This is a genomic window from Pseudorhodoferax sp. LjRoot39, assembly GCF_964253035.1.
GTDB lineage: Bacteria > Pseudomonadota > Gammaproteobacteria > Burkholderiales > Burkholderiaceae_C > Pseudorhodoferax.
Map to the genome: position 1 here is coordinate 3,557,375 of NZ_CAXUQL020000001.1, position 17,364 is coordinate 3,574,738.

At 67.0% G+C, this 17,364-nt stretch carries 10 protein-coding genes and 4 tRNA genes; 12 read left to right on the forward strand and 2 right to left on the reverse strand.

The annotated features are described in order from the left end of the window. Window positions 1-324 precede the first annotated feature (324 nt). Window positions 325-1,413: an IS110 family transposase gene (locus ACSQ4M_RS16570; protein WP_436187902.1), complete on the reverse strand. Its 1,089-nt coding sequence runs from the start codon at window positions 1,411-1,413 to the stop codon at window positions 325-327. Between the two features lie 156 nt (window positions 1,414-1,569). Here ACSQ4M_RS16570 and ACSQ4M_RS16575 point away from each other — a divergent pair, with 156 nt between their 5' ends. The 10 genes from ACSQ4M_RS16575 to ACSQ4M_RS16620 all read left to right on the forward strand — a co-directional run bounded on the left by ACSQ4M_RS16575 (window position 1,570) and on the right by ACSQ4M_RS16620 (window position 12,448). Next, window positions 1,570-2,742, forward strand: coding sequence for an efflux RND transporter periplasmic adaptor subunit (locus ACSQ4M_RS16575; protein WP_436190536.1), 1,173 nt, complete (start codon window positions 1,570-1,572; stop codon window positions 2,740-2,742). Between the two features lie 7 nt (window positions 2,743-2,749). Further along, a complete protein-coding gene (locus tag ACSQ4M_RS16580) occupies window positions 2,750-5,947 on the forward strand; it encodes an efflux RND transporter permease subunit (protein ID WP_436190537.1) in 3,198 nt (1,065 codons plus the stop codon). Window positions 5,948-6,012: 65 nt separating this feature from the next. Beyond that, a tRNA-Leu gene (locus ACSQ4M_RS16585) sits at window positions 6,013-6,099 on the forward strand. 27 nt (window positions 6,100-6,126) lie between these two features. Further along, window positions 6,127-7,440, forward strand: coding sequence for a trigger factor (tig, locus tag ACSQ4M_RS16590; protein ID WP_436190538.1), 1,314 nt, complete (start codon window positions 6,127-6,129; stop codon window positions 7,438-7,440). Window positions 7,441-7,511: 71 nt separating this feature from the next. Beyond that, complete coding sequence (clpP, locus tag ACSQ4M_RS16595) at window positions 7,512-8,132, forward strand: ATP-dependent Clp endopeptidase proteolytic subunit ClpP (RefSeq protein ID WP_436190539.1); 621 nt, start codon at window positions 7,512-7,514, stop codon at window positions 8,130-8,132. Window positions 8,133-8,246: 114 nt separating this feature from the next. After that, complete coding sequence (clpX, locus tag ACSQ4M_RS16600; RefSeq protein WP_436190540.1) at window positions 8,247-9,512, forward strand: ATP-dependent Clp protease ATP-binding subunit ClpX; 1,266 nt, start codon at window positions 8,247-8,249, stop codon at window positions 9,510-9,512. Window positions 9,513-9,634: 122 nt separating this feature from the next. Next, window positions 9,635-12,058: an endopeptidase La gene (lon, locus tag ACSQ4M_RS16605; RefSeq protein ID WP_436190541.1), complete on the forward strand. Its 2,424-nt coding sequence runs from the start codon at window positions 9,635-9,637 to the stop codon at window positions 12,056-12,058. Window positions 12,059-12,120: 62 nt separating this feature from the next. After that, window positions 12,121-12,196 (forward strand) — tRNA-Gly (locus tag ACSQ4M_RS16610). Between the two features lie 60 nt (window positions 12,197-12,256). After that, a tRNA-Gly gene (locus ACSQ4M_RS16615) sits at window positions 12,257-12,332 on the forward strand. Between the two features lie 40 nt (window positions 12,333-12,372). After that, window positions 12,373-12,448: transfer RNA gene (locus ACSQ4M_RS16620), tRNA-Gly, on the forward strand. A 48-nt stretch (window positions 12,449-12,496) separates the two neighbouring features. On the opposite strand, the gene ACSQ4M_RS16625 is transcribed toward ACSQ4M_RS16620, so the two are convergent. Then, complete coding sequence (locus tag ACSQ4M_RS16625; RefSeq protein WP_436190542.1) at window positions 12,497-14,305, reverse strand: acyclic terpene utilization AtuA family protein; 1,809 nt, start codon at window positions 14,303-14,305, stop codon at window positions 12,497-12,499. A gap of 249 nt (window positions 14,306-14,554) precedes the next feature. Here ACSQ4M_RS16625 and ACSQ4M_RS16630 point away from each other — a divergent pair, with 249 nt between their 5' ends. Both ACSQ4M_RS16630 and ACSQ4M_RS16635 read left to right on the forward strand, forming a co-directional pair. After that, on the forward strand, window positions 14,555-16,087 hold the full coding sequence (locus ACSQ4M_RS16630) for a methyl-accepting chemotaxis protein (protein WP_436190543.1): 1,533 nt from the start codon (window positions 14,555-14,557) through the stop codon (window positions 16,085-16,087). Between the two features lie 92 nt (window positions 16,088-16,179). Beyond that, window positions 16,180-17,355, forward strand: coding sequence for an acyl-CoA dehydrogenase family protein (locus tag ACSQ4M_RS16635; RefSeq protein WP_436190544.1), 1,176 nt, complete (start codon window positions 16,180-16,182; stop codon window positions 17,353-17,355). The last annotated feature ends 9 nt before the right edge of the window (window positions 17,356-17,364 follow it).

A 17,364-nucleotide genomic window follows, 5' to 3' on the forward strand; every position in this document is an offset into this window, starting at 1 on the left:
AACAATTCTCCTAGATTACTAACCCATCTACAGGGACTTCCCCTTTCGTCAACAGCGGCTCATAGGTTTTCTTCCTGATAAACGGTATTCGCATTCATTGATCGCGGACGCACGATGAACTCAGAAGCCACCGCAAAAGGACAGACTGCACATCTACAGGCGGGCTTTTGTCGGCCAGTTGGTCCGAGGCCCCAGATACGAACCGCTCAGCAGGACTCCATTCATTCGTCGTGCTTGAAGCACGGACGAGTTATCGAGCTCACCTGCTGCCGGTCTGACCTGTGGTGGTTATCTGCTATCGCACGTCCAACTCAGAGAATCAGTTCATGCCAGTTGCGGCTTCTGCCGCGCCGCCGGTATTTGGGGCACATGGTCGGGGTCGAATGCACCGTCGCGCGTGAGCACCGCCCACAGAATGCGCGCGTTCTTGTTGGCCAGCGCCACCACGGCCTTTTGCCAGCCCACGCGCTCTTTCAGTTGCACCAGCCACTGGCTGATGCGGTCGCTGCGTTTGGCCGCGCTCATCACGGCCGACTTGGCGCCCTGGATCAGCAGCGTGCGCAAGTAGTCGTCGCCGCGTTTGGTGATGCCCCCGAGCCTGGCTTTGCCGCCGGTGGAGTTCTGGCTGGGCACCAAGCCGAGCCAGGCGCCGAACTGCCGCGCGTTGGCAAACTGGCCAAAGTTGCCCACGCTGGCAACCAGCGCCGACGCCGTGGTCGGACCGATGCCCAGCAGAGTGGCTGCCTTGGCCGCCCGCGCATCGGCGCGCACGTGGGCGGCAATGCGCTCGTCGCACCAGGCAATCTGCAGGTCGACGTCGATCCAGTGCAGATGCGCGCGTTGCAGCGCCAACCGTGCCACGCCGGGCAACTCGTTGCTGGCGTCCTCGATCACGCTGGCCAGCACCAGGCGCAGCGCGTCCGGACCTTGCGCGAAGACCAGCCCGAACTCGGTCAACAGGCCGCGGATGCGGTTGATCAACGCTGTGCGCTCTTCCTTGAAACCTTCGCGCAGCCGGTGCACGGCAAGCTGGCCTTGCTGCTCGGCCGTCTTGACCGGCACGAAGCGCATGTGCGGGCGAGCTGCGGCCTCGCAGATGGCAGCGGCATCATTGGCGTCGTTCTTGCCGCTCTTGCCAGCCATGCGGTAGGGCGTGACGAAGTGGCCTGCGATCAGCCGCGCATCCAGGCCCAGCACGCGCAACCGGCGGGCCACATGGTGTGCGCCACCGCAGGTCTCCATCGCCACGATGCAACCGGCCGGCAACTCCGCGCACCAAGAGAAGAAGCGGTCCGGCGGCAACGCGCGGGCTACGACCACGCGCCCAATCGCATCGACCGCGTGAACCTGGTAGACCCGCTTGGACAGATCGACCCCTACCCGCGCCACCGGCGCCCGTGTAATCTCTGCCATGGACTTCCCCTTTCCTGTTTCAGATTGAACTTCCGCGAGTCAATCTTGGTGCCTGGACACCGTGCTGGGATTGGGGAAGTCCCTTCGTATTCAGTCAGTAGTGGGCCTGGGAGCGGCGGTGTGCGGGCCTCCAGGGCGCTTGTTCAGGGCTTCCCAATGTCAAACCAGCCGAGGCGCGTGCGCCGTTTTTCCTGGCCGTGCGCGGCTGTCCTGCTCCTGGCGGCGGCGTTGGCGGGCTGCAGCAAGCCGCCAGCCGAGCCAGAACCGGTGCGCTCCGTCAAGCTGCTGACGGTGGCGCCCGCGGCGTCGACCTTCGGCATGGAGTTCGCGGGCGAGGTGCGCCCGCGCATCGAGTCCCGCCTGGGCTTCCGGGTGGCCGGCAAGATCGTGCGCCGCAACGTGGACCTGGGGCAGACCGTGCGCGTGGGCCAGTTGCTGGCCGAGTTGGATGCGCAGGATCTGCGCCTGGCCGCCGATGCCGCGCGCGCCCAGGTGGCCGCCGCCCAGACCAACCGCGATCTGGCCCTGGCCGACCAGAAGCGCTACAAGGAATTGCGCAGCCAGAACTTCATCAGCGGCGCCGAACTGGAACGCCGCGAGTCGGCCTACCAGGCGGCGCAGGCCCAGCTGGACCAGGCCAAGGCCCAGCTGTCAGCCCAGGGCAACCAGACCGGTTATGCGCGGCTGGTGGCTGACGTGGCCGGCGTGGTGACCGGCATCGAGGCCGAGCCCGGCCAGGTGGTGGCCGCGGGCACCCCGGTGGTGCGGCTGGCGCAGAGCGGCGTGCGCGACGTGGTGTTCTCGGTGCCGGAGGACCGCGTGGCGGCCATGGCGGTGGGCTCGCCGGTCGAGGTGCGGTTGTGGAACTCGGACGAGACGCTGTCGGGCCGCGTGCGCGAGGTGGCGGCCAGTGCCGACACGGCAACGCGCACCTTCCAGGTCAAGGTGGCGCTGGACACCAAGACGCCGCCGCCGCTGGGCACCACGGTCACCGTGTCGCCCGAGGCCCTGGGCAGCGGCGGCATGCCCGTGATCAAGCTGCCGACCAGTGCCCTGCGCCAGGACGCCGGCACCGGCCAGACTTCGGTGCTGGTGCTGGACGAGGCCAGCATGACGGTGCGCGCGCAGCCCGTGACCATCGCCACGGCGGACGGCAACGATGCCGTGATCAGTGCCGGCGTGCAGCCCGGCATGCGCGTGGTGGCCGCGGGCGTGCACGTGCTGACGCCGGGCCAGAAGGTCACGGTCTACCAGCCCCGCGTGGGCGGCGACAAGGCCAACGGCTCCGCCGTCCCCGCCGCGGCCGCCGCTGCCTCCTCACCGCGCTGAGCCGACGATGAGCGAACCGAACTCCCTGGACCAGCCCAAGGCTGGATTCAACCTCTCGCGCTGGGCGCTCGACCACCCGGCGCTGACGCGCTACCTGATGGTGGTGCTGATGCTGCTGGGTTTTGCCACCTACTTCCAGCTGGGGCAGGACGAGGACCCGCCGTTCACCTTCCGCGCCATGGTCATGCGCACCTACTGGCCCGGCGCCACGGCGCAGCAGGTGGCCGAGCAGGTGACCGACAAGCTGGAGCGCACGCTGCAGGAGGTGCCGTACGCCTTCCGCATCCGCAGCTACTCCAAGCCCGGCGAGTCGCAGATCATCTTCGAGCTCAAGGACAACTCGCCGCCCAAGGACGTGGCCAACCTCTGGTACGTGGTGCGCAAGAAGATCGGCGACATGCGCTACACGCTGCCGCAGAGCGTGCAGGGGCCGTTCTTCAACGACGACTTCGGCGATGTCTACGGCGTGATCTATGCGCTGTCGGCCGACGGCTTCAGCTACGCCGAGCTCAAGACCTTTGCCGACGATGCGCGCCAGACGCTGCTGCGCGTGCCCGACGTGGCCAAGGTCGAGCTGTTCGGCGTGCAGGACGAGAAGGTCTACATCGAGGTCTCGCAGCGCCGGCTGGCGCAGCTCGGGCTGGACTTCTCGCAGGTGCTGGACCAGCTCGGCCAGCAGAACGCGGTGGCCAGCGCCGGTGCCATCCAGACGCCGCTGGACGTGCTGCAGGTGCGCGTGACGGGCCAGTTCGGCGCCGTCGAGCAGCTGCGCGACATGCCGATCCGCGGGCCTTCGGGTGCGCAGCTGCGCCTGGGCGACATCGCCGAGGTGCGGCGCGGCTACGTCGATCCGCCGGGCGTGAAGGTGCGCCACGACGGGCGCGAGGTCATTGCGCTGGGCGTGTCCATGACCAAGGGCGGCGACATCATCCGGCTGGGCAAGGCGCTCAAGACGGCCTTCGGCGACATCGAGAAAGGCCTGCCGGCCGGCGTGCAGCTGGCCCAGGTGCAGGACCAGCCCAGCGCCGTGTCCAACTCGGTCAACGAGTTCGTGAAGGTGCTGATCGAGGCCGTGGTCATCGTGCTGGCCGTGAGCTTCATCGCGCTGGGCTTCCACCGCCGGCCCGGCGAGCATGGCCTGCTGCGCCGCTACTACATCGACATCCGGCCGGGCCTGGTGGTGGGCATCACCATCCCGCTGGTGCTGGCCGTGACCTTCCTGGCCATGTGGTACTGGGGCATCGGCCTGCACAAGATCTCGCTGGGCTCGCTGATCATCGCGCTGGGCCTGCTGGTGGACGACGCCATCATTGCGGTGGAGATGATGGTGCGCAAGATGGAGGAGGGCTACGACAAGGTGCGTGCCGCCACCTTCGCCTACGAGATCACCGCCATGCCCATGCTGACGGGCACGCTGATCACGGCCGTGGGCTTTCTGCCCATCGGCATCGCCAAGTCGGTCACCGGCGAATACACCTTCGCGATCTTCGCGGTGACCGTGATCGCGCTGGTGCTGAGCTGGTTCGTCTCGGTCTACTTCGTGCCCTACCTGGGCACGCTGATCCTCAAGGCCCAGCCGCACCATGGCGAAGGAGCGGAACATGGCCAGCCGCACGAGATGTTCGACTCGGGCTTCTACAACGCCTTTCGCAAGTCCGTGCACTGGTGCGTGGCGCACCGCTGGCTGACCATCCTGGCCACCATCGGCGTGTTCGCGCTGGGCATCGTGGGCATGGGCAAGGTGCAGCAGCAGTTCTTCCCCGATTCGAGCCGGCCCGAGATCCTGGTGGACCTGTGGCTGCCCGAAGGTTCCTCGTTCGCCGCGAACGAGGCGGTTGCCAGGCGTGTCGAGCAGCGGCTGCAGCAGGAGCAGGGCGTGCGCTCGGTCACGCTGTGGATCGGCTCGGGCGTGCCGCGCTTCTACCTGCCGCTGGACCAGGTGTTCCCGCAGACCAACGTGTCGCAGTTCATCGTGCTGACCGACTCGGTGCCGGTGCGCGAGCGCCTGCGCGTGGCCCTGCCCAAGCTGCTGGCCGAGGAGTTCCCCGAGGTACGCGGCCGCGTCAAGCTGCTGCCCAACGGGCCGCCGGTGCCCTACCCGGTGCAGTTCCGCGTGGTCGGTGGCGATCCGCAACTGCTGCGCCTGCGTGCCGACGAGGTCAAGGCCGCGATGCGCGAAAGCCCGAACACGCGTGGCGTCAACGACAACTGGAACGAATCGGTGAAGACCGTGCGGCTGGAGATCGACCAGGCCAAGGCCCGCGCGCTGGGCGTGACCAGCCAGTCCATCGCGCAGACCGCCAACATCGCGCTGACCGGCACGACGGTGGGGCAGTTCCGCGAGTACGACAAGCTGATCGACATCGTGCTGCGCCAGCCGGCCAGCGAGCGTGCGCTGATCACCAACATCGTCAACGCCTACGTGCCGACGGCCTCGGGCCGGTCGATCCCGCTCACGCAGATCGCCACGCCGGTGTTCAGCTGGGAGCCCGGCGTGATGTGGCGCGAGAACCGCGACTACGCCATCACCGTGCAGAGTGACGTGGTGGAAGGCCTGCAGGGTGCCACGGTGACCGACGAGCTGCTGCCCAAGCTGCGTGCGTTGGAGGCCCAATGGAAGCAGCAGGGCCCGGGCGGCTACGCAGTGCAGGTCTCGGGCGCCGTGGAGGAAAGCAGCCGCGGCTCCTCGTCGATCGCGGCCGGCGTTCCCATCATGCTGTTCCTGACCTTCACGCTGTTGATGCTGCAGCTGCAAAGCTTCAGCCGCTCGGTGCTGGTGTTCCTGACCGGCCCGCTGGGCATCGCCGGCGTGGCCGGCGCGCTGCTGGTGCTGAACCGGCCGTTCGGCTTCGTCGCGCTGCTGGGCGTGATCGCGCTGATGGGCATGATCCAGCGCAACTCGGTGATTCTGATCGACCAGATCGAGCAGGATCGTGCGCGCGGCGTGCCGGCCTGGGACGCCATCGTCGAGTCGGCCGTGCGGCGGCTGCGCCCCATCGTGCTGACCGCGCTGGCGGCCGTGCTGGCCATGATCCCGCTGTCGCGCTCGGTATTCTGGGGGCCGATGGCGGTGGCCATCATGGGCGGCCTGATCGTCGCCACGGTGCTCACGCTGCTGTCGCTGCCGGCGATGTATGCGGCCTGGTTCCGCGTGAAGAAGCCCACCGACGAGGAACGCGCGCTGGCGCCGGCACCGGGCGTTTGAATCGCGCCGGCCGGCCCGGAAAGCCGGCCCGCGCAACCGGCTAAAATGCCCGGTTGACCGAAACTGCGCGGGTGGCGAAATTGGTAGACGCACCAGGTTTAGGTCCTGACGCCAGCAATGGTGTGGGGGTTCGAGTCCCCCCCCGCGCACCACACCCTATTTCTTTTACCGAGACCACCATGGCCGTTACCGTTGAAAACCTCGAGAAGCTGGAGCGCAAGATCACCCTGTCGCTGCCGGTGGAAGCGATCCAGAACGAGGTCAACAACCGCCTCAAGAAGCTGGCACGCACCGTGAAGATGGATGGCTTCCGTCCGGGCAAGGTGCCGATGAACGTCGTGGCGCAGCGCTATGGCTACTCGGTGCACTACGAAGTCATGAACGACAAGGTGGGCGAGGCCTTCTCGGCCGCGGCCAACGAAGCCCAGCTGCGCGTGGCCGGTCAGCCGCGCATCAGCGAGAAGGAAGGCGCGCCCGAGGGCCAGCTGGCCTTCGACGCGGTGTTCGAAGTCTTCCCCGAGGTGGTCATCAACGACCTGGGCACGGCCGAGATCGAGCGCCTGTCTGCCGAAGTGACGGACGAAGCCATCGACAAGACGCTGGACATCCTGCGCAAGCAGCGCCGCAGCTTCGCCCAGCGCGCCCAGGACGCCGCCGCCGCTGACGGCGACCGCGTGACGGTCGACTTCGAAGGCAAGATCGACGGCGAGCCCTTCCAGGGCGGCAAGGCCGAGGACTTCCAGTACGTGGTTGGCGAAGGCCAGATGCTCAAGGAGTTCGAGGACGCCGTGCGCGGCATGAAGTCCGGCGAAAGCCGCACCTTCCCGCTGGCCTTCCCGGCCGATTACCACGGCAAGGACGTGGCCGGCAAGCAGGCAGACTTCCTGGTCACGGTCAAGAAGATCGAGTCCAGCCACATGCCCGAGGTGGACGACGCGCTGGCCAAGTCCCTGGGCATCGCCGACGGCACCGTGGCCGGCCTGCGCGCCGACATCCGCAAGAACCTGGAGCGCGAAGTCAAGTTCCGCCTGCTGGCCCGCAACAAGCAGGCCGTCATGGACGCGCTGCTGACCAAGGCCGAGCTGGACCTGCCCAACGCCAGCGTGCAGGCCGAAGTCGGCCGCATGATCGAGAGCACGCGTGCCGACCTCAAGCAACGTGGCCTGAAGGACGCTGACAGCGCGCCGATCCCCGAGGAGATCGTGCGTCCCCAGGCCGAGCGCCGCGTGCGCCTGGGCCTGGTGGTGGCCGAGCTCGTGAAGAAGAACGAACTGCTGGCCAAGCCCGAGCAGATCAAGGCCCACATCGACGACCTGGCCGCCAGCTATGAAAAGCCGGAAGACGTGGTGCGCTGGTACTACGGCGACCGCCAACGCCTGGCCGACGTGGAAGCTGCCGTGATCGAGAACAACGTGACCGACTACGTGCTGGCCCAGGCCAAGGTCACTGACAAGGCGATCGGCTTCGACGAGCTGATGGCGCAGCAGGGCTGATGCCCGTGCGGGCCTTGCGTTGTTGCGCGAGGCCCCCATCTGACGCTTGCCAACCTAATTCCGGAGAAAACATGGCCATCCACAACAGTTCGCTCGAGACCCAGAACCTGGGCATGGTTCCGATGGTGATCGAGCAGTCGGGCCGCGGCGAGCGCTCCTACGACATCTACTCGCGCCTGCTGAAAGAGCGCGTGATCTTCCTGGTGGGCGAGGTCAACGACCAGACCGCCAACCTGGTGGTGGCGCAGCTGCTGTTCCTGGAGAGCGAGAACCCCGACAAGGACATCTCGTTCTACATCAACTCGCCCGGTGGCAGCGTGACGGCCGGCATGGCCATCTACGACACCATGCAGTTCATCAAGCCCGATGTGTCCACGCTGTGCGTGGGCTTCGCGGCCAGCATGGGCGCCTTCCTGCTGGCGGCCGGCGCCAAGGGCAAGCGCTTCTCGCTGCCCAATTCGAAGATCATGATCCACCAGGTGCTGGGCGGCGCACGTGGCCAGGCGACCGACATCGAGATCCATGCGCGCGACATCCTGCGCACCAAGGACCAGATGAACCGCATCCTGGCCGAGCGCACCGGCCAGCCGCTGGAGAAGGTCAAGCACGACACCGAGCGCGATTACTTCCTGGAAGCCAACGAGGCCAAGGACTACGGTCTCATCGACCAGGTGATCGCCCGCCGGCCCTGATCCGGCCCCCCGCGGCAACCGCGCGGACTGCGCGGAAAACGGCGCTTTTTTGCTGAAAGGCGCCGTTTTTCGTTTGGTTATCATTGCCCAACGTCTTTTTAAAGGCATTCCTCCATGGCCGAGAAAAAAGGCTCCTCCAGCGAAAAGACCCTGTACTGCTCGTTCTGCGGGAAGAGCCAGCACGAGGTGAAGAAGCTCATCGCCGGACCGTCCGTGTTCATCTGCGACGAGTGCATCGACCTGTGCAACGAGATCATCCGCGACGAGGTGCCCGCTGCCGGCGAGGCGCGCGAGGGCCGTGGCGACCTGCCGACGCCGCTGGAGATCAAGAACAACCTGGACAACTACGTGATCGGCCAGGAAGTGGCCAAGCGCACGCTGTCCGTGGCGGTCTACAACCACTACAAGCGCCTGCGCTACAAGGACAAGGCCAAGAAGGAAGAGGTCGAACTCTCCAAGAGCAACATCCTCTTGATCGGCCCCACGGGTTCGGGCAAGACGCTCTTGGCGCAGACGCTGGCGCGCATGCTGGACGTGCCCTTCGTGATGGCCGACGCCACCACGCTGACCGAGGCCGGCTATGTCGGCGAGGACGTCGAGAACATCGTCGCCAAGCTGCTGCAGAGCTGCAACTACGACGTGGAGCGGGCCCAGCGCGGCATCGTCTACATCGACGAGATCGACAAGATCTCGCGCAAGTCCGACAACCCCTCGATCACGCGCGACGTGTCGGGCGAGGGCGTGCAGCAGGCTTTGCTCAAGCTCATCGAAGGCACCATGGCCAGCGTGCCGCCGCAGGGCGGGCGCAAGCACCCGAACCAGGATTTCCTGCAGATCGACACGACCAACATCCTGTTCATCTGCGGCGGTGCATTCGCGGGCCTGGAGAAGGTCATCGGCAGCCGCCAGGAATCCTCGGGCATCGGCTTCGGTGCTGCCGTCAAGAGCAAGGCCGAGCGCGCGCTGACCGAGGTGTTCCGCGAGGTCGAGCCCGAAGACCTGATCAAGTTCGGTCTGATCCCCGAACTGGTCGGCCGCATGCCTGTGGTGGCCACGCTGGCCGAACTGAGCGAAGACGCATTGGTGCAAATCCTGACCGAGCCCAAGAACGCGCTCGTCAAGCAATACGCCAAGCTGTTGTCCATGGAGGACGTGGACCTGGAGATCCGCCCCGCGGCGCTCAAGGCCATCGCCCGCAAGGCGCTGGCGCGCAAGACCGGCGCGCGCGGCCTGCGCTCCATCCTGGAGCTGTCGCTGATCGACACCATGTTCGACCTGCCCAACCAGACCAATGTCGACAAGGTGGTCGTCGACGAGTCCACCATCGAAGAAAACAAGGCGCCGCTGCTGGTGTACCGCGAAGCGGCCAAGAAAGCCTGACCGTGCTGCCGGTGTCCGCAAGCGCGGCGCCGGCTTTCTTCAACCCCTCCTGTGCCGCTCGCGGCACGGGTTGAAAATGTGACATCGGCGACCATATTCGCTGGGTCACACAAAGGATTCTGATGTCCGGTCAAACCCCCCTGCCAGCCGAGCCGCTGGACCTGCCGCTGTTGCCGCTGCGCGATGTGGTGGTGTTCCCCCACATGGTGATCCCGCTGTTCGTGGGCCGCCCCAAGAGCATCAAGGCGCTGGAAGCCGCGATGGAGGCCGAGCGCCGCATCATGCTGGTGGCGCAGAAGGCCGCCGCCAAGGACGAGCCGCTGGTCACCGACATGTTCGACGTCGGCTGCGTCTCCACCATCCTGCAGATGCTGAAGCTGCCCGACGGCACCGTGAAGGTGCTGGTCGAAGGCCAGCAGCGCGCACGCGTGAACCACATCGAGGACGGCGAGTCGCACTTCAATGCCAGCGTCACGCCCATCGCGCTACCCGACGCTTCGCAGAAGAACACCGAGGTCGAGGCGCTGCGCCGTGCCGTGATGCAGCAGTTCGACCAGTACGTCAAGCTGAACAAGAAGATCCCGCCCGAGATCCTGACATCGATCTCGAGCATCGACGATGCCGGCCGCCTGGCCGACACCATCGCCGCGCACCTGCCGCTCAAGCTGGACAACAAGCAGGTCGTGCTCGACCTGTCGGACGTGCGCGAGCGGCTGGAGAACCTGTACGGCCAGCTCGAGCGCGAGGTCGACATCCTCAACGTCGACAAGAAGATCCGTGGCCGCGTGAAGCGGCAGATGGAGAAGAACCAGCGCGACTTCTACCTGAACGAGCAGGTCAAGGCGATCCAGAAGGAACTGGGCGAGGGCGAGGAGGGCGCCGACATCGAGGAGATCGAGAAGAAGATCCGCCTCGCCAAGATGCCCAAGGAGGCCTTGAAGAAGGCCGAGGCCGAGCTCAAGAAGCTCAAGCTCATGTCGCCCATGTCGGCCGAGGCCACCGTGGTGCGCAACTACATCGACGTGCTGACCAACCTGCCCTGGAGCAAGCGCACGAAGATCAAGCACGACTTGGCCAACGCCGAGGAAGTGCTCAACGAAGACCACTACGGTCTGGACAAGGTCAAGGACCGCATCCTCGAGTACCTCGCGGTGCAGCAGCGCGTGGACAAGGTCAAGGCACCCATCCTGTGCCTGGTCGGACCCCCGGGCGTGGGCAAGACCTCGCTCGGCCAGTCCGTGGCCAAGGCCACCGGGCGCAAGTACGTGCGCATGGCGCTGGGCGGCATGCGCGACGAGGCCGAGATCCGCGGCCACCGCCGCACCTACATCGGCGCGCTGCCGGGCAAGGTGCTGCAGAGCCTGTCCAAGGTCGGCACGCGCAACCCGCTGTTCCTGCTCGACGAGATCGACAAGCTGGGCACGGACTTCCGCGGCGATCCGTCGAGCGCGCTGCTCGAGGTGCTGGACCCCGAGCAGAACCACACCTTCGGCGATCACTACGTCGAGGTCGATTTCGACCTGTCGGACGTGATGTTCGTCGCCACCTCGAACTCGATGAACATCCCGCCGGCCCTGCTGGACCGCATGGAAGTCATCCGCCTGTCGGGCTACACCGAGGACGAGAAGGTCAACATCGCGCTGAAGTACCTGCTGCCCAAGCAGCTCAAGAACAACGGCGTGAAGGACGAGGAACTGCTGGTCGCCGAAGATGCCGTGCGCGACGTGGTGCGCTACTACACGCGTGAAGCCGGCGTGCGTTCGCTCGAGCGCGAGCTGTCCAAGATCTGCCGCAAGGTGGTCAAGGGCCTGCAGCTCAAGAAGATGACGCCGCAGGTGGTCGTCAACGCCGACAACCTCAACGACTTCCTGGGCGTGCGCAAGTACACCTATGGCCGCGCCGAAAACCAGAACCAAGTGGGCCAGGTGGTCGGCCTGGCCTGGACCGAAGTCGGCGGCGACCTGCTGACCATCGAGGCCGCGACCATGCCCGGCAAGGGCGTGATCACGCGCACGGGTTCGCTGGGCGACGTCATGAAGGAATCGGTCGAGGCCGCCCGCACCGTGGTGCGCAGCCGTTCACGGCTGCTGGGCATCAAGGACGAAGCCTTCGAGAAGCGCGACATCCACATCCACGTGCCCGACGGCGCCACGCCCAAGGACGGCCCCAGCGCGGGCGCGGCGATGACCACGGCCTTCGTGTCGGCGCTGACGGGCATCCCGGTGCGCAGCGACGTCGCCATGACCGGCGAGATCACGCTGCGCGGCGAGGTGACGGCCATTGGCGGCCTGAAGGAAAAGCTGCTGGCCGCGCTGCGCGGCGGCATCAAGACCGTGCTGATTCCGGAAGAGAACGCCAAGGACCTGCAGGAAATTCCCGAGAACGTGAAGAACGGTTTGGAGATCGTGCCGGTCAAGTGGATCGACCAGGTGCTGCAGGTGGCGCTGGAGCGCGTGCCCACGCCGCTGGCCGACGAGGAGCCGGCAGCGGCACCGTTGGACGTGCCCGCGGCGGCGGAAGCCACCCGCGTGTCGACCAAGCACTGAGATCGAAAAGTTCGTTGGTCCGGCCTTGGAGTGGATTTTTTTGGTCTATAATCTGAGGCTTCGCGGGAATAGCTCAGTTGGTAGAGCGCAACCTTGCCAAGGTTGAGGTCGAGAGTTCGAGACTCTTTTCCCGCTCCAAATTGGTACGAAAGTACAAGGCTGCAGAGAAGGCATCGCTCTGCAGCTGCGAAGAATGATGCGGGAGTAGCTCAGTTGGTAGAGCGCAACCTTGCCAAGGTTGAGGTCGAGAGTTCGAGACTCTTCTCCCGCTCCAGTTGCAGAGAAGGCATCGCTCTGCAACGGTGAAGAAAGATGCGGGAATAGCTCAGTTGGTAGAGCGCAACCTTGCCAAGGTTGAGGTCGAGAGTTCGAGACTCTTTTCCCGCTCCAGATCGAAAGGCCTTGCGATTCGTCGCAAGGCCTTTTTCTTTGGCGGTTTCAGTGGCTGCGGGCTGCGCGTGCCACGCTGGCGGGCACCGGGATGCTGATGTCCAGCAGCATCTGCGCCATGCCCTTGCCCAGCGGGTCCATGCGCATGGACGACGGGCCGCCACCGTCCAGCGCTTCGTGCAGCAGGAGGTTCATGGCCGCGATGCCGGGCAGGTAGAAGCGTTCGACGCGGCCGTGCACCATGTGCGCGAAGTAGGCCGCGACCACGGCGGGCGTGAGCCGGTCCCACAGCAGCGGCAGCCATTCGGGCCGGCGCGCCACGATGCCGATGTTGGAGATGTCGCCCTTGTCGCCGCTGCGCGCCCAGGCCAGGTCGATCAGGCGCACTTGCGCGCTGGGCTCGTCCGGTTCGGACCACGCCGGCACGGGTGGGACGGGCGCCGCGCCGCTCTGCGCGCTGCCGGGCCCCATCTCCATGCCCTGGCGCTGGCCGTCGAGCGACACGCTGACCTGCACGGCGCGCTTGTCGAGCAGGAAAGCGAAGGGCTTGACCAGCGGCGACACCGCCGGCCGCCCACCGCCCGGGCTGGTCGTGCCCGGCGCCCAGGAGGTGCCCGAGGGCGCGATCTCGCGCGCGAACATTGCCAGCGCGTTCTTGTCCGGATGGTTGGCGACCACGCGCAGCATCACCTCGCGTGCCGCCGCAGTGCGCGCATGCGGGCCGTACAGCGTCTCGGCGCCCAGCACCTCCAGGTAGGTCGAGGTGTAGGGCGGCAGGCCCTGGGCCTGCAGGATCTCGCTGGTGCGCGCGAGGATGGCCTCGCCCGTGCGGCGCGCCTTCTTCGCCGCGTCGATGCCGACGAACACCATGCTGCCCGCGCAGCGAAAGCCATCGAACTGCGTGGCCGAGACCTTGTAGTGCGGCGTCGGCGCGCTGCCACGGGCCGGGCCCACCCGCACGCGTTCTGCATCCAGTTGCGTGATCTCGACGAAGCGGAAGTCGCAGCGCACATCGGGCAGCAGGTAGTCGCCCGGGTCGCCGATCTCGTAGAGCAACTGCTCGGCCACGTTGGCGCGCAGCATCCTGCCGCCAGTGCCTTCGGGCTTGGTCACGACGAAGCTGCCGTCGGCGCTGCACTCCACGACCGGGTAGCCCATGTGGGCCCAGTCCGGCACGTCCTCCCAGTCCGTGTGCAGGCCGCCCGTGGCCTGGCAGCCGCATTCGATGATGTGGCCGGCCAAGCTGCCCGAGGCCAGCCGGTCGTGGTCGTCGGCAGCCCAGCCGAAGGCGTGCATGAGCGCGCCCAGCGTCACGGCGCTGTCCACGCAGCGGCCGGTGATGACCACGTCGGCGCCGGCCGCCAGCGCCGCTGCGATCGGCGTGGCGCCCAGGTAGGCGTTGGCGCTCAGCACCTTCTCGGGCAGCGGTTCACCGGTGAACATGTCGCGTGCGCCGGCCGCACGCAGCGCAGGCATCTGCGCGCTCACGTCGTCGCCCTCGACCACCGCGATGCGCAGCGCGATGCCCTGCGAATCGGCCAGCGCTTGCAGCGCCGCAGCGCAGCCCTGCGGGTTGATGCCGCCGGCGTTGCTGACCACGCGGATGCCCTGGCGCTTGACCTCGGCCAGCACGGACTTCATCGCGATGTCGACAAAGTCTGTCGCATAGCCCAGCTCCGGTTTCCTGGCCCGCGCGGCGGCCAGGATGGCCATGGTGGTCTCCGCCAGGTAGTCGAACACCAGGTAGTCGAGCCGGCCGCCGCGCACCAGTTGCGGCGCTGCCACCATGCTGTCGCCCCAGAAGCCTGAGGCCCCGCCGATGCGGACGGTCCTGGCGGTGGCGGCAGATGGGCTCATGCGGTGTCTCCTGTCGATGGCGGACAAGCAGCTTAGCCCCTGGCCTTCGCCGCCGCTTGTGTCGAGGCGCTGGCAAAGAAGATTGCAATTTGTTCATTTCACATCACATAATCTCGCGAGATATTGCTCATTTTTTGGACAAGTAACCACTCTTGCCGATCGCCCCCGTAGACCTTTGCCGCGGCGTACAGCCCGTCTTCAACCATGTTCCTCAACCGCTTGCGCGTCGCCCACAAACTCTGGTCCTCCATGCTGCTGCTGTTGCTCGCTGTCGTCGCGCTCGGCGGCCTGACGCTGTACAACGCCGGCCAGGCGTACCGGCAATCCCTGGCGGCCATGACGGCGGCGAATGCCCTGATCGAGCAGTCCATGCTCTGGAAGGGCCTGACCGAAGCAGCGGTCATCCGCAGCATGGCTTCGGCCATCAGCGCCGACCCTGCGGTGGGCGAGCTCTTCAAGGCCAACGTGGCGGGCGACGCCGACCGCATCGCCAAGCTGCGCGAGAGCATCACCAAGCAGGCCGCTGCGCCCACGGACCAGACCCAGCTCAAGGACATCGTCGCCAAGGGCGGCGCGCTGCTGACGGCCAGCCGCAAGGCCCGCGAACTCGGTGCCGCCGGCGAGCGGGCCGCGGCGATCGCATTGGTCCAGGGCGAATACAGCGCCGCCGCCCGCGCCTACCTGGAGTCGATCGACGTGTTCGTCGAGCTGCAGCGCCGCAAGGGTGCCGACGCGGCTGCCGCGGCCGACCGCGCGCGCGAGGCCAGCGCGTCCTGGGGCGCGGCGGGCGCGGTCATCGTGGTGTTGCTGGGCATGCTGGTCGCCTGGTGGCTGGTGCGCTCGATCCGCCAGCCGCTGCAGGAGTCCATCCGCGTGGCCACGGCCATCGCCGAGGGCGACCTGACGCAGCGCATCGATGCGCGCCGCCTCGACGAATTCGGTGAACTGATGCGCGCGCTGCAGCACATGAACAGTTCGTTGGCGAACATCGTGGGCAATGTGCGTTCGTCCACCGACAGCATCGCCACCGCCTCCAGCGAGATCGCGCAGGGCAACGCCGACCTGTCCAACCGCACCGAGCAGACGGCCAGCAGCCTGCAGAGCACCGCCGCGTCGATGGAACAGCTGACCGCCACGGTGCAGCAGACCGCGGGCTCGGCCGGTACCGCCAGCCAACTGGTGGCCTCGGCCACCGAGGTGGCCTCGCGCGGTGGCCAGGTCGTCTCGCAGGTGGTCAGCACCATGAGCGACATCAACACCAGCAGCAAGAAGATCAGCGACATCATCGGCGTGATCGACGGCATCGCGTTCCAGACCAACATCCTGGCGCTCAACGCAGCGGTGGAGGCCGCGCGTGCGGGCGAGCAGGGGCGCGGCTTCGCCGTCGTCGCCAGCGAGGTGCGCAGCCTGGCCGGCCGGTCGGCCGAGGCGGCCAAGGAGATCAAGGGCCTGATCGGCGCCTCGGTGCAGAAGGTCGAGAGCGGCACCCAGCTGGTGGCCGACGCGGGCCGCACGATGGAGGAGATCGTGCATTCGGTGCAGCGCGTCAACGACATCATCGGCGAGATCCGTAGCGCCACATCGGAGCAGAGCCAGGGCATCTCCGGCGTCAACCGGTCGGTCGCGGAGCTGGACCAGATGACGCAGCAGAACTCCGCCCTGGTCGAGCAGAGCTCTGCGGCCGCGCAAAGCCTGCGCGAGCAGGCACAGGGCCTGGCCGGACTGGTGTCGGTGTTCCGGGTGGGTGGCGTGCAGGGCGCACGACCGGCCTTGCCGGGCTGAGCGGCGCCGCCAGGGGCGGGGGGGCTCCAGCCAGTTCGCGCAAGACCGGGGCGTGCGCTGGCCGCTAGCCTTGGTGCCTACCTGGAGGCCCCATGGACTTTCTCGACGCCCCCGCGCTGCCCTTTTACTTCACGCCCGAGCACGAACAATTCCGGGCCGCGCTGCGTGGCTTCATCGCGCGCGAGATCACGCCGCATGTGAACGCCTGGGATGAGGCCGAGACCTTCCCGCGCGAACTCTATGCGCGCGTGGCCGAACTCGGCGTGCAGGGCCTGGGCTATCCAGAGGCGTACGGCGGCACGCCGGCCGACATCTTCTACCAGCTCGTCGTGGCCGAGGAGTTCGCCCGCTGCGGTTGCGGCGGCGTGCAGGCTTCGCTGAACTCGCACAGCATCGCATTGCCGCCCATCCTCAAGGCCGGCAGCGCCGCCATCCAGCGCCGCGTGATCCCGCCCGTGCTGCGCGGCGAGAAGATCGCGGCCCTGGCCGTGACCGAGCCCAGCGGTGGCTCCGACGTGGCGCACCTGCGCACCACCGCCATCCGCGATGGCGACCACTACATCGTCAACGGCGAGAAGACCTTCATCACCTCGGGCATGCGGGCCGACTTCATCACCACGGCCGTGCGCACCGATCCCGCGGTCAAGAGCGCGGGCGGCATCTCGGTGCTCGTGATCGATGGCGACCAGCCCGGCCTCACGCGCACGCCGCTGCGCAAGATGGGCTGGTGGAGCTCGGACACCGCCCACCTGCGCTTCGACAACTGCCGCGTGCCCGTGGCCAACCTCGTGGGCGAGGAGAACCAGGGCTTCAAGGTGATCATGAACAACTTCAACAGCGAGCGCCTGTTCATGGCCGCGCTGGCCTGCGGTTTCGCCGAGGTCTGCCTGCGCGAGGCCGTGGACTGGGCGCGCCAGCGCCAGATCGCAGGCAGCCCGCTGGCCGAACGCCAGGTGGTGCGCCACAAGCTCATGGACATGACGCAGCGCATCGACGCCGCGCGCACCTTGGTCTACGAACTCGCCTGGCGCATCGAGCACCGGCACGCGCGCCCTGCCCAACTCGTCGCCCGCGTGTGCCTGGCCAAGGTACAGGCCACGCAGGCCATGCAGTTCTGTGCCGACCAGGCCGTGCAGCTGCTGGGTGGCATGGGCTTCATGCGCGGCACGGCCAGCGAGCGCATCTACCGCGAGGTCAAGGTCATGATGATCGGCGGTGGCTCGGAAGAGGTCATGAAGGACCTGGCGGCGCGCCAGTTCGGCGTCTGAGGGGCAGCG

Excerpts from the sequence above, each read along its gene's own strand:
- ACSQ4M_RS16570 (WP_436187902.1), bottom strand. The coding sequence starts at position 1,413 with ATGGCAGAGATTACACGGGCGCCGGTGGCGCGGGTAGGGGTCGATCTG.
- ACSQ4M_RS16575 (WP_436190536.1), top strand. The coding sequence starts at position 1,570 with ATGTCAAACCAGCCGAGGCGCGTGCGCCGTTTTTCCTGGCCGTGCGCG.
- ACSQ4M_RS16580 (WP_436190537.1), top strand. The coding sequence starts at position 2,750 with ATGAGCGAACCGAACTCCCTGGACCAGCCCAAGGCTGGATTCAACCTC.
- tig (WP_436190538.1), top strand. The coding sequence starts at position 6,127 with ATGGCCGTTACCGTTGAAAACCTCGAGAAGCTGGAGCGCAAGATCACC.
- clpP (WP_436190539.1), top strand. The coding sequence starts at position 7,512 with ATGGCCATCCACAACAGTTCGCTCGAGACCCAGAACCTGGGCATGGTT.
- clpX (WP_436190540.1), top strand. The coding sequence starts at position 8,247 with ATGGCCGAGAAAAAAGGCTCCTCCAGCGAAAAGACCCTGTACTGCTCG.
- lon (WP_436190541.1), top strand. The coding sequence starts at position 9,635 with ATGTCCGGTCAAACCCCCCTGCCAGCCGAGCCGCTGGACCTGCCGCTG.
- ACSQ4M_RS16625 (WP_436190542.1), bottom strand. The coding sequence starts at position 14,305 with ATGAGCCCATCTGCCGCCACCGCCAGGACCGTCCGCATCGGCGGGGCC.
- ACSQ4M_RS16630 (WP_436190543.1), top strand. The coding sequence starts at position 14,555 with ATGCTGCTGCTGTTGCTCGCTGTCGTCGCGCTCGGCGGCCTGACGCTG.
- ACSQ4M_RS16635 (WP_436190544.1), top strand. The coding sequence starts at position 16,180 with ATGGACTTTCTCGACGCCCCCGCGCTGCCCTTTTACTTCACGCCCGAG.